Below are 13,705 nucleotides of genomic sequence, written 5' to 3' on the forward strand. Positions count from 1 at the left end.
GGTAAAATGAGCATAAATCTTATGATATACTATTTCTATGAAAGAAAACAAGACCGATGCCCGTGTCATCAAAACCAAACAACGAATCGAAGCTACTTTTTTAAGAATGTTAGCTGAGATGCCATTTGAAAAGCTGACCACAACTCTCCTTATAAGGGAGTGCCTCATCAGCAGAGGGACCTTTTATGCACACTACCTAAACAAGTATGACTTGGCAGAGCAACTGATTGACCGAGAATTGCAACTCTTTGAGACACTTCTGACGCAGCGTTTTGAAAACAAGCAAACAAGTCTAGAACAACTCTCTCAAATGGTGACCAAGCACTTCCTTTTAAAATTCACCCTGAATATTTTGTATTTGCTGGGGTACACGGCGGACAGGAAGTGATGAAGTTGATTGGAGAGTACGGACAACTAACTTATCAAAAAATCTTTATCAGTCTAGATGCTGAAAAACCAGTCATTCCTGATGCTGATACAAAAATTTCTATGGCAGGTGATACAGCTACTCTCATGTCCGATCCAAGCCTTGATATCAAGATGTATGGCATGCACTAGTTCAAGATGAAAAAAGGTAGACTTCGCATCAAATTAGGTGTCTTTTTCCCAGGAGCAGCTCCAAGCGAGATGGTACTCGGTCACCAAGAACACCTAGCAGTTGAATTTTTCAATTCCCTCACGATTGCCTATCAAAACAAAACATTTAAGGGCAAACTACTCAACACCCTCTTAAAATTCAAAAAATTCAAGTAAACAAAAACGGGTGACTGAACAATTTAGCCTTTGAAATCTAGGATTATAAAACCACTCGTAAACTACTAATCTATAACCGATACAAAAAGGATAACATTGCTCTTAGAATGCTATCCTTTTTTGTTTATCCTCGTCCGCCAGGGGCTGGACCGCTACCTTGAGGGCCTCCATTTGGTCCACCGCCTCCAGGCATAGAGTTGACGATTTCCGTTTGTTTTTCGCCGTTGAGATAGATATCACCGCCTGTGTAGGTCGCTGTTCCATCAAAGTCAAAACCTGTTTGGCCAATCATTTTAATGGTTCCACCTGTAACTGTGATATTGCCGTTTGAGTCGATTGGATCTGTATCCCCTTGACCAACTTCTACTGTCAGGTTCCCACCGTTCATGGTGAAGAAGATTTCACTCTGTTGGGCATTTTTATTTGCTGCATTGACTCCATCATCTGTCGCATAGACATTGATATCGCCGTCGTTTATGGTGATGGATTTTCCTTCTATCCCTTCTGTTGAATTCTTAACGGTATAGGTACCGCTATCAATCACTAGGTTACCAGAAGCGTGAATTCCATCATCTCCTGCTGTGACTGTTATGGTATTGTTAGCCAAATACATATTGCCGACAGTCATATCGTCATCATTGTCCACCTTGACCCCATCCTCTTTGGCATCGATGGTCATGGTCGTACCAGTGATGTTGAGTTCATCATTGACATTAAAGGCATCGCCAACTGCTGTGATGTTATAGGTTCCACCCGTGATGTGGAGGGTGTCATTGGCCTTGATACCATTGTTCTTCTTGCCATCTACATTGAGAGTTCCTTTCCCGTTGATGGTCAAATCTACCTTAGAAAAGAGAGCTGCATCTGCTTTTTCGTCGCTGTTAGAGCTTGAGTCAGAGAGACTGTTGGTGGTTCCCTCTGCTAGAGTCAAGTAGACATGGCCAGCTGATGTCGCAGAAATTGCTGCATTGGTATTGGTCATGGTCGCGCCTTTTAGGACTAGATGAACATCTGCAGACTTATCTGCCTCGACCTTGATCTGCACTCCGTCAGACTGACCTGAAATCACATAGGTTCCAGATTTTGTGATGGTCACTGTTGATTCAGAGACTGTCACCCCATCTCCAGAGACGTTTGCTGATGAGCCAGATAACTCAATCTTAGAAGCTGTGCTTTCATCATAAGAAGTATCATTGTCCTTCTCTGTAAAATAGGATGATTGGTTTGTCTTTGTTGCAGATGTTGTTGCACTATTTGTCGTTGCATTGGTATTGGATTTAGTTGTTGACTGGGAACATGCTACCATCAGCACCATTGCCGTTAAACTCGTTGCGAGTAGGGTCCATTTTTTTGATTTCATACCTTTTTCCTCTCCTTCGTATGATATAGCTAGACAGTCTACAGAAGATTCCTGAAACAAAACTAAAACTTTTCTGAAAATTTCCTTAAATTTAGTTTCGCTTAGTATTCTTTTGAAAGTGCTACTAGAAACAATTTGAGAGTACTAAAATGCATTTAATAGTTTTTAAAAGCAACATCCCCAAGTGCGATGTCACTCTAACCCAAAAAGCCAAAAAAGAAAAATCTATAAGACTAAGATAAAGATTATAAAAAGAACAGCCCTAGCTGTTCTTTTTAATTTTCTTTTACAGGAATTTCCTTGATAACACGCGCAGGATTCCCACCTAGGACAACATTGTCTCCAAAGGACTTGGTAATCACGGCCCCTGCTCCAGCAACGACATTATTTCCCAGTGTCACTCCAGGAAGGACAATGACGCCACCTCCAGCCCAGAAATTATCTCCAATGGTGATGGGCTTGCCGTATTCGACCCCTGAATTACGTTCATCCGGATCTAGTGGATGGAGGGGAGTTAAAAACTGACAGTTGGGACCAAGCATGGCGTTGTTCCCGATGCGAATCGGGCAAACATCCAGCATGGTCAAGTTCCAATTAGAATAAAAATTTTCCCCTAGATAGATATTGACTCCATAATCGACCACCAAGCGTGGATTGATATAAAGATTTTGCCCAGTTGAGCCAAACCAAGTCTTGATAATATCCGCTCCCTTCAAGGGATCTTCTTCCTTGTTAAAGGCAGCCTGTTTTTGGCAAGAAGCCTGCGCCAAGGCCCGTAACTCTGGGTCCGACGGACGGTAAGGCTCCCCTGCTATCATTTTCTGGTATTCGCTAGCCATCTCATCACCTCACACTTACTTTGGGCCCATCATATCAAAAAGCCTTTGAAAGGTCAAGAATAGCCTGCTTTCTAGACTCTCGAAACTAATTCCCTCCTAAGTCAAAACAACTTGCTTGACAAAAGCTTGACTTCATGGTTTAATATACCCCATAAGGGTATATTTGGAGGTGCCTATGTTTCACTTATTTACAAAAATCGACAGTATTTCTACCAGCGAGTTAGAAGCTAAACTCAAGGAACCGATTCAACTACTGGATGTTCGGACGCCTACGGAATTTCACAGAGGTCATATCAAAAATGCCAAGAATGTCCCTCTAACCGAAATCGGTTCTTATACACCTGCGACAAAAGAAACACTCTATGTCATTTGTCATTCTGGTGTGCGAAGCAAACTAGCCGCTAAAAAGCTTAAGAAAAAAGGCTACGATGTCATCAATGTCCGAGGCGGTATGAGCGCTTGGACAGGCAAGGTCATCTAGAAGCATAAAGGAGAAGGTCAATGAAAATTATCATTGTTGGAGGAGTTGCAGGCGGAATGTCAGCAGCAACCCGCCTCAGACGTCTCATGGAAGACGCTGAAATCATTATTTTTGAGAAAGGTCCCTTTGTTTCCTTTGCAAACTGTGGACTTCCTTACTATGTTTCAGGAGAAATTGCAAACCGTGATAGTTTATTGGTTCAAACTCCTGAAAGTCTCAAGGCACGCTTTAATCTCGATGTGCGACCATTTCACGAGGTCATCCAGATTTCGCCAGAAGAACACACTGTGACGGTGCGACACCATGGACAGGAATTCACAGAAAGCTACGACAAGCTGATCCTCTCTCCAGGAGCTAAACCGTTTGTTCCTGCCATTGAAGGTTTGGCAGAAGCTAAGAATGCCTACACGCTTCGCAATGTTCCCGATCTCGATGAAATTATGGTGGCCTTGGACAATCATCCAAAAGAAGCTGTCGTCATCGGTGCAGGCTTTATCGGGCTTGAAATGGCTGAAAATCTGGCGAAACGGGGATTGCAAGTCACCATCGTGGAGAAAGCACCGCATGTCTTACCACCATTAGATCAAGAAATGGCGGCCTTTGTCCAAGCAGAATTGGTTAAAAACGGCGTTCGCGTTATCACTTCTCAGTCTGCAACTCGATTTGAAGACCAGGGAAAAGTCATCGTTCTCGAAAACGGTCAAAAGATCACTTCTGACCTCACCATCCTTTCTGTCGGTGTTGAACCTGAAAATGAACTAGCTAAAGTTGCGGGGATTGAACTGGGACTACGTGGCGGTATCTTAGTCGACGAACACTACGAAACCAGTCAAAAAGATATCTTTGCAGTCGGGGATGCCATCGTCGTCAAGCAAGAGATTACAGGCCAAGATGCCCTCATCTCTCTCGCTTCTCCTGCCAATCGTCAGGGACGCCAAGTCGCGGACGTCATCGCAGGACTCGGTCGTATAAACAAGGGCAGCATCGGCACTGCTATCGTTCGTGCCTTTGATATGACCGCTGCTTCGACTGGTCTCAGCGAGCGTACTCTTCGTACCAACCAAATCCTATATAAAGCCCTTCATGTCAGTGGAAAAGACCACGCTGGTTATTATCCAGGCGCTACTGATATGACCTTGAAACTCCTCTTTGACCCAACCACTGGAAAAATCTACGGTGTCCAAGGAGTTGGGAAGAAGGGTGTTGATAAGCGAATCGATATCCTTGCAACTGTTATCAAGGGGAATCTCACCGTCTTTGACTTACCAGAATTGGAGTTCACCTATGCGCCACCATTTGGCTCTGCTAAGGATCCCGTCAATATGCTGGGCTACGCAGCCTTGAACCTTATCGAAGGTCTCAGCGACAACGTTCAATGGTACCAGCTCGAAGACGAACTAGCCGCCGGTAAGAAATTCCTAGATGTACGGACAAGTGGCGAATTCCAGAGCGGTAGACTCAAAGTCGATACCATCCACATCCCCCTAAACGAACTACGGGAACGCTTGGACGAACTGGATAAGAAGCAAGCCTATATCGTCAGCTGCCACAGTGGTTTGCGCAGCTATATCGCAGAGCGTATCCTCAAACAAGCAGGATTTACCGTCCAAAACCTTGACGGCGCTTATTCACTATACAAAATGGCTAAACCAGAAGGAGTCGAATATGGAAACTAGTATCAGCATGGCTGACTTTTATGAAAAATACCAACATGAAAATCTAAATCTTATCGATGTACGTGAAATACATGAATTCCAAGCAGGACATGTACCAGGTGCCAAAAACCTTCCGTTAAGTACCTTGGAGCAAGGCTACAAAGAACTCAAACCTGACCATGCATACCATGTTATCTGTCAAGGTGGAGTACGTTCTGCATCTGCCTGTCAATTTCTCAGCGCCCAAGGCCTCACCGTTATCAACGTAGAAGGTGGTATGAATGCTTGGCCCGGTCAAGTAAAATAAGCAAAAAAAACTGAGCAACAACTCAATTTCAGGAGAAAATGAAGTAATACTCAATGAAAATCAAAGTGCAAACTAGGAAGCTAGCTGCAGGCTGTACTTGAGTACGGCAAGGTGAATCTGACGTGGTTTGAATTTGATTTTCGAAGAATATAAATCTCCCCACAATAAAACGCATACTATCAAGGTTTTTTAACACCTGATAGTATGCGTTCTTTTATTTTAAAGACTTTTTCCAGCCTCGCTTGATTCACATTAAACTATCCTAATAGTAGAGATCTTTGCAACTTTCATCTCAAAACATTAATTTATTTCCGTTTAATCAAGTATCGGATGGCCTTTTCTAGGCGTTCCTTTTGAGCCTCGGGATCATCTAGTGGTTGGTTGATGCAGGCGGTGAGATTTTCCGTAATCATCATCTCAATCACGCGCTCAACACTCGATTTCACTGCTGTCAATTGCGTCACAATATCAGCGCAGTCACGATCTTCTTCTATCATCTTTTGAATCCCACGCAACTGGCCCTCTGAACGTTTCAAGCGTGTTATATACTTTGAGTTTGTCATTTCTTTTTCCTTGCTCGATTTTTCTTCATTATATCTCGAATAAGGGGCTTTGTCAAAATTCTCATCCCATCTGTCTTTGTAGGAACTTATCTCATATCGGTGTTTTCATGATATAATAGTAAAAAACTGTTCAGAATGGACGTGCTTATGAATTCTATCTATGGTAGCTGTGAGGCCTATTTACCCACCATCTTGCAAACCTTTATTCAAGACATAGAAGAGGCCGCAGCCAATTACAAAAAAGAAACCAACCTCAAACTATATGAGCATTTGCATGCACGCATCAAAACAGAAAAAAGTATGCGTGAAAAATGCCAACGCAAGGGCCTTCCTCAGACAAGTCAATCCGCTCTTAAAGAAATACGAGATGCTATTGGTGTTCGAATTATCACAGGCTTTACAGATGATATCTACCGCATCGTAGAGTATATTCGCCAGATGCCAAGCATCCATATTTTCAAAGAGAAAGACTATATCCGTCAGGTCAAACCCAACGGCTACCGTTCCTATCATCTGATTCTAGAGGTGACCACTCCCTACCCAGACTGTCTGGAAAATGACCAGGGTACCTATTTTATCGAGATTCAACTGCGCACAATTGCCATGGATTCCTGGGCTAGCCTCGAACACCAGATGAAATACAAGAAAAACATCCAAAATCCTGAGCGAATCACGCGCGAGCTCAAACGTTGTGCCGATGAGCTTGCTTCTTGTGGCTTGACCATGCAGACCATCCGTGATTTGATTCAGCGCTCTGATCAAGACTAAGGAGAACCTATGAAAATCCTACTTGTCGAAGATGAAACCCAACTAAACCGTGTTATCACTGTTGCGTTAGAACGCGAAGGCTACAGCGTTGATTCTGTTTTTAACGGACAAGACGCTGTCGAAAAGGCTAAATCTAACCACTATCACCTCATGATTTTTGACATCATGATGCCAATTAAAACTGGAATCGAAGCCCTCAAAGAAATTCGCCAGGCAGGCAATACGACCCACGTTATCATGCTGACAGCCATGGCCGAAGTGGATGACCGCGTAACTGGACTTGATGCAGGTGCTGACGACTACTTGACCAAACCTTTCTCGCTCAAGGAACTCTTGGCTAGACTCCGTTCTACTGCCCGCCGTCTGGAGGACTATACACCCGATACCGTCCAATTAGGCAACACCCGCTTAGACATTGACGAACAAGATTAGCTGCTACAAACAGCATTCGCCTAGGAAAGAAAGAGACTCAACTCTTGACCCTCCTCATCCAGTATGCTAACCAAGCCCTCAGTTGTCAACAACTACTAGAGCAGGTATGGCCAGACGAGTTGGAAGAAAGTGATCACGAGCTCGTCTTTCTCTATATCTCCTACCTACGCCAAAAACTCCAAAGTGTCCAGTCTAGCTTACAAATACTTGGGACTGCAGAAGGACCCTTCCAATTGACAGGAGGTGACTAGATGTTTCGAAAACTACGCATCAAGTTTATTGTCACAGCCACTGCTGCTATCGCTCTGATTCTTGCATTCTTTCTGGTCTTGATGAATAGTATCGTCTACACTCAGACGGAGGGTAACATCCACACCGTCCTCTCTATCTTAACCAAGAATGAGGGCGAACTTCCTATTACAGACGAAATCAAAGAAAGTCTGACTGAGAAAAATATCCAAGAAGGGATTGTCTATAATTTTCAATACTTCTCCGTCAGAGAAAAGGAAAATGACTACGCCATCTCCCTTACAAATGTCCAGTCCTTAACTGAGGCTGAAGTCAAAAGTTTTCTCCCAAACATCCTCAAAAGGCAAGAGACTTATGGCTCCATTACTCATAAGGGGCGCTATTTTACCTACCAAATGAGCCAATCTACAACTGGGAAACTACTGGTCTTCTTTGAGACGACTAACTATATCCGCGAACGCGACACCCTACTTCAGGTCTCTATCTGGCTGGCCTTGGCTAGCTTACTCCTCCTCATACTGCTCTTCACCTTGATTTCAGGGATTGTCATTCGTCCTTTTATCAAAAACTATGAAAAACAACGGATGTTTATCACCAATGCAGGACACGAACTCAAAACGCCTCTAGCCATCATTTCGGCCAATACCGAACTACAGGAGTTAATGGAGGGAGAGACTGAGTGGAGTAGCAGCACTAAAGAACAGACGGAACGACTCAACCACCTGATTGGAAGACTCATCCGACTTGCTCGGCTCGAGGAGCAAGAGGATATCAAACTAGCTCCTCAAAATATCTCCGTTATCGCTGAAAAGGTTGCCTCAGATTTTGCTCCTCTCTTTACCAAAGAAGATAAAAACTTTGAAAGCCTGATTGAAGTAGATATCATAGAAAAAGTTGCTCAGGAGGAATTTTACGAATTACTCAGTATTTTGCTCGATAATGCCCGCAAATACTGTGATCCAGCAGGCACCATCCGTCTGACTCTCAAACGCAAAGCCTATCTACTACGCAAACGAACTTGCATCACTATTTCTAATGATTATAAGGATGGACAAGCAGTTAATATTAAGCGTTTCTTTGATCGCTTTTATCGTGCAGAGACCTCTCACAACAACCAAACCATATCTGGACACGGAATTGGTCTCTCCATGGCTCAGCATCTCGTCAGCCTATTTAGAGGTAAAATATTTGTCACCTACAAAAAACAGGTGATTACCTTTACAGTCTGGTTATAGCTATAGCTCTTTTACTCTTTATCATTTCATAAAAAGCGAACAAGTCCGCATTCTAAAAATAGTATGCGCGCTTGTCCGCCTTTTTCTATGTCTACGATGTGTTTTTCACATCTCATCGTGCCAGGCGAATGCGAGTCACAATCCCGTCTAGGTCTACAAGATCCACTTCACTCGAATGTAACCATTTGATCGGTGCCTCTAGCTCTTGTGCTTGCTTAACGATGGCTAGGAGCTCTTCCTTGCTTTCGACCTCAAGGACATAGTAGGCCAAGCCTGACAAGCCTTGCTCACGCGGAGCCAGACCTTTTCCAGCCCATTCGTTGACAGCCAGGTGGTGATGGTACTGACCTGCTGCTATCCAACTAGCACTCGGAATACTAAATTTATCCTCCAGCCCTAACACCTTTTGATAAAACTGACTCGCCGCGTGGCTATCTTTCACCGATAGATGGATATGCCCCATTCTCGTCCCTTCAGCTAGGATAAAAGGATCCATCTTTTCCCCTAACTCATAAATGGCCTGTGCCGCAAGGGCTTCGGTCACACCGATAATGCGGCCGTCTTCTCGAATATCCCATGAGGAAACTGGTTTATCACGGTAGAGTTCAATGCCATTTCCTTCCAAATCCTCCAGATAAAGGGCTTCACTGTATCCATGATCCGCACCCCCAACCAGAGGAATCCGCAAGTCACTTAGGTATTTCAAGACATCTGCCAAAGCTTTTCGTGTCGGCAACAAAATCGCCAGATGGTAGAGCCCATAATGCTCCCTTACTTCCCCAGCTTTTTCTGTCGCAATCAAGTGGACCAAGGCTTTTTTACCAAGTCCCAAAATCGCTTCTGTCTCTGTTTGGGATAAAATCTCCAAGCCAATAATCTGGTGATAAAAAGCCGTTTGACTCGTCAAATCCTTGACATTTAAAACCGCTTCTGCTAGGTAAATGTGGCTTTGGTAAGCATAAGTCATCGGGGTGTCTCCTTTTTGTTGTAACTTTATAAATTACATCAATTATACACTATTGAGATAAAATGTCAACGAAGACAACTCAAAAGAGCTGGAACCCAGCTCTTTCTTTTTTATTTGACAACAAGCTCATAACGAGTTTTGCTGGTAAAGGTTTGACCTGCTTTGAGAATGACTTGGTCTTTGAGGTCGCTGTGAATAGCATCTGGTAAGGCCTGCGCTTCAAGGGCAATCCCATTGTGCTGAATCATTGGCTGACCAGCTATGATGACACTCTCATCTACAAAGTTTGCTGTGTAGACCACAAAGCAAGGGGCCTCTGTCTTAAAAAGCAGGAACCGACCTGAGTTTTGGTCATAAAGGAAACCAGCATTATCATGACCTGCAGGGAGGGCAAATGGGTGATCCAAACCAGATACCAACTGGATTTGTTCATCATCCTCTGCAAAGATATCCTTGAGCAAAGCACCGTTGTAGATGTGTTTCACCACATCACGATCAGCATCTGGAGTCTTATCTGGAACACCGTCCGGAGCGATTGGGTAAATGCCCTCCGTATTTAGCTGGAAGACATGACGGTCAACTGTCTGCGTAAAATCACCAGACAAGTTGAAGTAGCTGTGATTAGTTGGATTGACCAGCGTATCCTGATCTGTCGTCACCTTATAGCTGACTTCGTAAGCACCAGTTTCTTCCAAATGGTAGTTAATCCAAATCTTAAGATTACCAGGAAATCCTCCTGTCCCGTCTGTACGCTCTGTGTAGAGGGTCAAGCCATGGTCGCTTACTTCGACCAATTCAAACAAGCTCGAATCCCAACCAGTTGAACCACTGTGGTTACAGTTGCTAGCATTATTAACTTCAAGGTCATAGGTCTTGCCATTGAGCTCAAATGTTGCACCTGCAATACGGCCCGCTACAGGACCTACACTTGCTCCATGCTTGGGACTATTGCCTACATAGCTAGCAAAATCATCAAAACCCAAAATCACATTGGCAAAATTTCCAGCCTTGTCAGGCGTTACATAGCGCAAAATGGTCGCACCATAAGTCATAATCTCCAGCTGATAGCCACCGTCAGTCTCAAAGCGATAGGCCAAGACATCCTTGCCATCATGATTTCCAAATACACGCTCTGTGTATGCTTTCATTCTGTTCTCCTTTGATTCATTTCTCTTAAGTAAACAAACCATAGAGAGTGTATGCACCATCTATGGTTGTAGTTTCTATGTTCAGAATACTTTGTCAGAAAACCTTAAGTATCTTCTTAACAAAAAGGAATTCTTCTATTCTTGTTTTTATGCTTCTACACGTTCAGTCCATGAAGTCGCTGTTGTTTGAAGAACTTTGTTGAGTTCGTCAATGTTCTCAAATCCAGTTGTACGCAACCACTCACGAGCTGCTGCTTCACCATCTTTGATGTAAGCTTCGACTGATCCAGCCCATGTTGCACGGCCGCAAAGAACTCCGTTGAAGTTTGCGCCTGATTCGTGGGCAAAGACTAGTGTTTCTTGGAAGAGTTTAGCTGACACACCTGCACTCAAGTAGATGTATGGAAGGTTAGTCGCTTCATCTTGAGCTTTGAAGAAGGCTGCAGCTTCTTCACGTGTATGAACGATTTCACCATCACCAAATCCTTCAACGTATTTGACGTTGACTGGAACTTCCACTTTCAAGACATCGATGTTGAAGCGTGGGTCTGAGAAGACCTTCATAGCACCGATAACCTTGTGTGGTTTCACTTTAGCGTATTCTGCAGAGCCTGCGTCAGCGATTTTTTCATCGTAAGCGAGGATTTCAAGGAAGAATGGAATGTCTTCTGCCATACACTCAGAACCGATACGTTCGATGTAGGCTTGTTTTTCTTGGTTGAGTTCGTCAGCGCTGTCTACGTCATAGTAAAGCAAGAACTTCACAGCGTCTGCACCTTGTTCTTTAATGCGTTTTGCAGACCAAACATCCAAGCAGTCTGGTAAGCGTTTAGTGCTTGTTGTCTCGTAGCCAGTTTTCTCATAAGCAAGGAGAAGACCAGCATTGGCATCAAGCACTTTTGTAGCTGGAAGACCATACTCTGGGTCGAGAAGCATAGAGGATGCGTATTTAGTCAATTCATCTGCAACCAATACTTTAAGTTCTTCCATTTGAGCGACTGTTGGCTCTTCTGTTTGGTATTGAGCCATGAGGCGTTTCAAAGCGCCACGTTGGTCAAAGGCAAGAGCTGAGATAATGCCGTTCTCGTCAGAGAGTTTTTGCAAGCATGCTACTTTATTAGGACTTAATTGTAATTTACTCATAGATACTTCCTTATTTTTGATAGTCATGAATGATCACACCTTGTACCACACGGTTTACTGTACCTGTAGGAGACGGTGTATCTGGTTTATTTTCGACCTTAAGCGAAGTCAAAAGGGCAAAGAGTTGAGCATATACGATGTAAGGGAAGACACGGTAAATATCGTTCAAGACACCGCCACAACCAAGAGCCACTTCTTTGACATTTTCAAGACCAAAGGCTTGATCACTCAAAAGCACGACACGACGAGCAATCTGGTCACCAGCCACTTCACGAACCAAGTCCAAGTCATACTTGCGAGTGTAGTCTGTCGTTGTACCAAAGACCAAAACAACTGTATCTTCGTTGATCAGTGATTTTGGACCGTGACGGAAGCCAACTGGACTTTCATACATGGTCGCAACTTGACCAGCTGTTAGTTCCAAAATCTTGAGCTGAGCTTCATGAGCAAGTCCAAAGAAAGGACCAGCGCCCAGGTAGATAACACGGTTAAAGTCAAGGTCAACCAGCTCTTTGACATCTTCTGCATTGTCTAGAACTTTACGGGCAAGACTAGAAATAACTCCAAAACGTTCAGATTTAACAGCAAATTCTGTAGGATCAAAAACCAAGAGAGCTGTTAGCATCATGGACGTAAAGCTAGAAGTCATGGCAAACCCAGCGTCATTAGAAGCAGCCGGTTGCAAGAGCAAGAGATTGCGGTCATCGCCATGGGCTTGAAGAGCCAATTTTCCATCTGCAGCACATGTAATGGTCACTTGATAGAGGTCATCAACCAAGGCTTTAGCCAAATCAACTGTTGCCACACTTTCAGGTGAATTTCCGCTACGAGCAAAGGAAACAAGAACAGTCGCCACATCTTTTTTCAGATAAGTTTCTGGATTGGCAACAATATCAGTTGTCGCAATGGCATTGAAATTCCATTTGCGTTCGTCATAGACTTCCTTAAAGTATGGTACCAAGGTATCTCCCACATAAGCAGAAGTACCAGCACCTGTCAAGATGACCTTGATATAGTCATGTTTATCAGCGATACCTTGCAGAAAAGCTGCAATTTCTTCACGTTTCGCTTGATAGGCTTCAAAAGCTTCTTTCCATACATCAGGCTGTTGGTAGATCTCACGAGTCGTGATTTCTGCACCCAGTTCAAGTAATTCTTCTTTTGTGTAATTTAGCATAGAGTTCCTCTAATCTATTGTTGTTTCATTCCTATTGAAAATATGGGAATGGGAGTGACTCCCATTCCCATGTATATTCTATACAAGCTGTTCTAACGATTTTCACGTTGTCACATCTTATACTCAATGAAAATCAAAGAGCAAACTAGGAAGCTAGCCGCAGGCTGTACTTGAGTACGGCAAGGCGACGCTGACGTAGTTTGAAGAGATTTTCGAAGAGTATTATTCATCTTCGTCATCATCGAAGCCCGCTAACAAATCATTGACTTTCACAATGCTTTCTGCAGCACCGCTCTTGTAGTCCGCATCTGCACCTGTAAGGCTGGCATTGATAAATTCAATCACCATTGGAAGATTCATCCCTGCGTAGAGTTCAATGTCGCGACCTTCCATAATCAAACGGCTTACCACGTTACATGGTGTACCACCGAGAAGGTCCGCAAAGACTAGGAAATCATCCAATCCTTCGATAGCGGCTTCAAATTTTGCAGTAAATTCTTCTGGACCATCTTCTGGAAGAAGAGCCACTGTATGAATGTTGTCCTGTGGACCCATGATCATTTCTGTGCTACCTTTCAGTTCTTCACAGAAACGACCATGACTCACCAAAATTAATGATTTGCTCATA

Annotated in this window: 15 protein-coding genes and 2 pseudogenes; 9 read left to right on the forward strand and 8 right to left on the reverse strand. The window is 43.7% G+C overall.

What is annotated here, in order from left to right; translation table 11 throughout:
- Window positions 1-37: 37 nt before the first annotated feature.
- The 3 genes and pseudogenes from FOA33_RS08815 to FOA33_RS08825 all read left to right on the forward strand — a co-directional run.
- Window positions 38-280 (forward strand): annotated as a pseudogene (locus FOA33_RS08815) (TetR/AcrR family transcriptional regulator); the annotation flags it as partial.
- Between the two features lie 107 nt (window positions 281-387).
- The gene (locus FOA33_RS08820; RefSeq protein ID WP_259664514.1) at window positions 388-558 is read left to right on the forward strand and encodes a hypothetical protein; all 171 of its coding nucleotides are present in this window, start codon (window positions 388-390) and stop codon (window positions 556-558) included.
- A 6-nt stretch (window positions 559-564) separates the two neighbouring features.
- Window positions 565-753 (forward strand): hypothetical protein, encoded by a 189-nt coding sequence (locus FOA33_RS08825; RefSeq protein WP_221161346.1) that lies wholly within the window; start codon window positions 565-567, stop codon window positions 751-753.
- Window positions 754-877: 124 nt separating this feature from the next.
- Here FOA33_RS08825 and FOA33_RS08830 read toward each other — a convergent pair whose 3' ends face one another.
- Window positions 878-2,113, reverse strand: a complete 1,236-nt coding sequence (locus FOA33_RS08830; RefSeq protein WP_221161347.1) for a carbohydrate-binding domain-containing protein — start codon at window positions 2,111-2,113, stop codon at window positions 878-880.
- A 275-nt stretch (window positions 2,114-2,388) separates the two neighbouring features.
- Window positions 2,389-2,952 (reverse strand): sugar O-acetyltransferase, encoded by a 564-nt coding sequence (locus FOA33_RS08835; RefSeq protein ID WP_084920002.1) that lies wholly within the window; start codon window positions 2,950-2,952, stop codon window positions 2,389-2,391.
- A 175-nt stretch (window positions 2,953-3,127) separates the two neighbouring features.
- Here FOA33_RS08835 and FOA33_RS08840 point away from each other — a divergent pair, with 175 nt between their 5' ends.
- The 3 genes from FOA33_RS08840 to FOA33_RS08850 are packed head-to-tail and all read left to right on the forward strand — an operon-like array spanning window position 3,128 to window position 5,395.
- Window positions 3,128-3,433, forward strand: a complete 306-nt coding sequence (locus FOA33_RS08840) for a rhodanese-like domain-containing protein (protein WP_000468858.1) — start codon at window positions 3,128-3,130, stop codon at window positions 3,431-3,433.
- 20 nt (window positions 3,434-3,453) lie between these two features.
- On the forward strand, window positions 3,454-5,109 hold the full coding sequence (locus tag FOA33_RS08845; protein ID WP_221161348.1) for an FAD-dependent oxidoreductase: 1,656 nt from the start codon (window positions 3,454-3,456) through the stop codon (window positions 5,107-5,109).
- Window positions 5,099-5,395, forward strand: a complete 297-nt coding sequence (locus FOA33_RS08850) for a rhodanese-like domain-containing protein (protein WP_061599114.1) — start codon at window positions 5,099-5,101, stop codon at window positions 5,393-5,395. Before FOA33_RS08845 ends, FOA33_RS08850 begins: the two co-directional genes overlap by 11 nt.
- A gap of 305 nt (window positions 5,396-5,700) precedes the next feature.
- Here FOA33_RS08850 and FOA33_RS08855 read toward each other — a convergent pair whose 3' ends face one another.
- Window positions 5,701-5,958, reverse strand: coding sequence for a metal-sensitive transcriptional regulator (locus FOA33_RS08855; RefSeq protein WP_000185161.1), 258 nt, complete (start codon window positions 5,956-5,958; stop codon window positions 5,701-5,703).
- Window positions 5,959-6,105: 147 nt separating this feature from the next.
- On the opposite strand from FOA33_RS08855, the gene FOA33_RS08860 reads away from it, so the two are divergent.
- The 3 genes and pseudogenes from FOA33_RS08860 (at window position 6,106) to FOA33_RS08870 (ending at window position 8,642) form a co-directional block, all read left to right on the forward strand.
- Window positions 6,106-6,726, forward strand: a complete 621-nt coding sequence (locus FOA33_RS08860; RefSeq protein ID WP_221161349.1) for a GTP pyrophosphokinase — start codon at window positions 6,106-6,108, stop codon at window positions 6,724-6,726.
- 9 nt (window positions 6,727-6,735) lie between these two features.
- Window positions 6,736-7,409: pseudogene (locus FOA33_RS08865) on the forward strand (response regulator transcription factor).
- Entirely contained in the window at window positions 7,410-8,642 is a 1,233-nt protein-coding gene (locus FOA33_RS08870) for a sensor histidine kinase (RefSeq protein WP_221161350.1), read from the forward strand.
- A gap of 112 nt (window positions 8,643-8,754) precedes the next feature.
- Here FOA33_RS08870 and FOA33_RS08875 read toward each other — a convergent pair whose 3' ends face one another.
- From FOA33_RS08875 to FOA33_RS08895, 5 genes are all read right to left on the reverse strand, one after another.
- A complete protein-coding gene (locus tag FOA33_RS08875; protein ID WP_221161351.1) occupies window positions 8,755-9,609 on the reverse strand; it encodes a VOC family protein in 855 nt (284 codons plus the stop codon).
- Window positions 9,610-9,719: 110 nt separating this feature from the next.
- A complete protein-coding gene (locus tag FOA33_RS08880; RefSeq protein ID WP_221161352.1) occupies window positions 9,720-10,757 on the reverse strand; it encodes an aldose epimerase family protein in 1,038 nt (345 codons plus the stop codon).
- 147 nt (window positions 10,758-10,904) lie between these two features.
- Window positions 10,905-11,900 (reverse strand): tagatose-bisphosphate aldolase, encoded by a 996-nt coding sequence (lacD, locus tag FOA33_RS08885; protein ID WP_221161353.1) that lies wholly within the window; start codon window positions 11,898-11,900, stop codon window positions 10,905-10,907.
- Window positions 11,901-11,910: 10 nt separating this feature from the next.
- Window positions 11,911-13,077: an SIS domain-containing protein gene (locus tag FOA33_RS08890; RefSeq protein ID WP_221161354.1), complete on the reverse strand. Its 1,167-nt coding sequence runs from the start codon at window positions 13,075-13,077 to the stop codon at window positions 11,911-11,913.
- Between the two features lie 222 nt (window positions 13,078-13,299).
- Entirely contained in the window at window positions 13,300-13,704 is a 405-nt protein-coding gene (locus FOA33_RS08895) for a PTS sugar transporter subunit IIA (RefSeq protein ID WP_221161355.1), read from the reverse strand.
- Between the last annotated feature and the right edge of the window lies 1 nt (window position 13,705).

Source organism: Streptococcus cristatus, assembly GCF_019685515.1.
In the GTDB taxonomy this organism is placed as follows: domain Bacteria; phylum Bacillota; class Bacilli; order Lactobacillales; family Streptococcaceae; genus Streptococcus.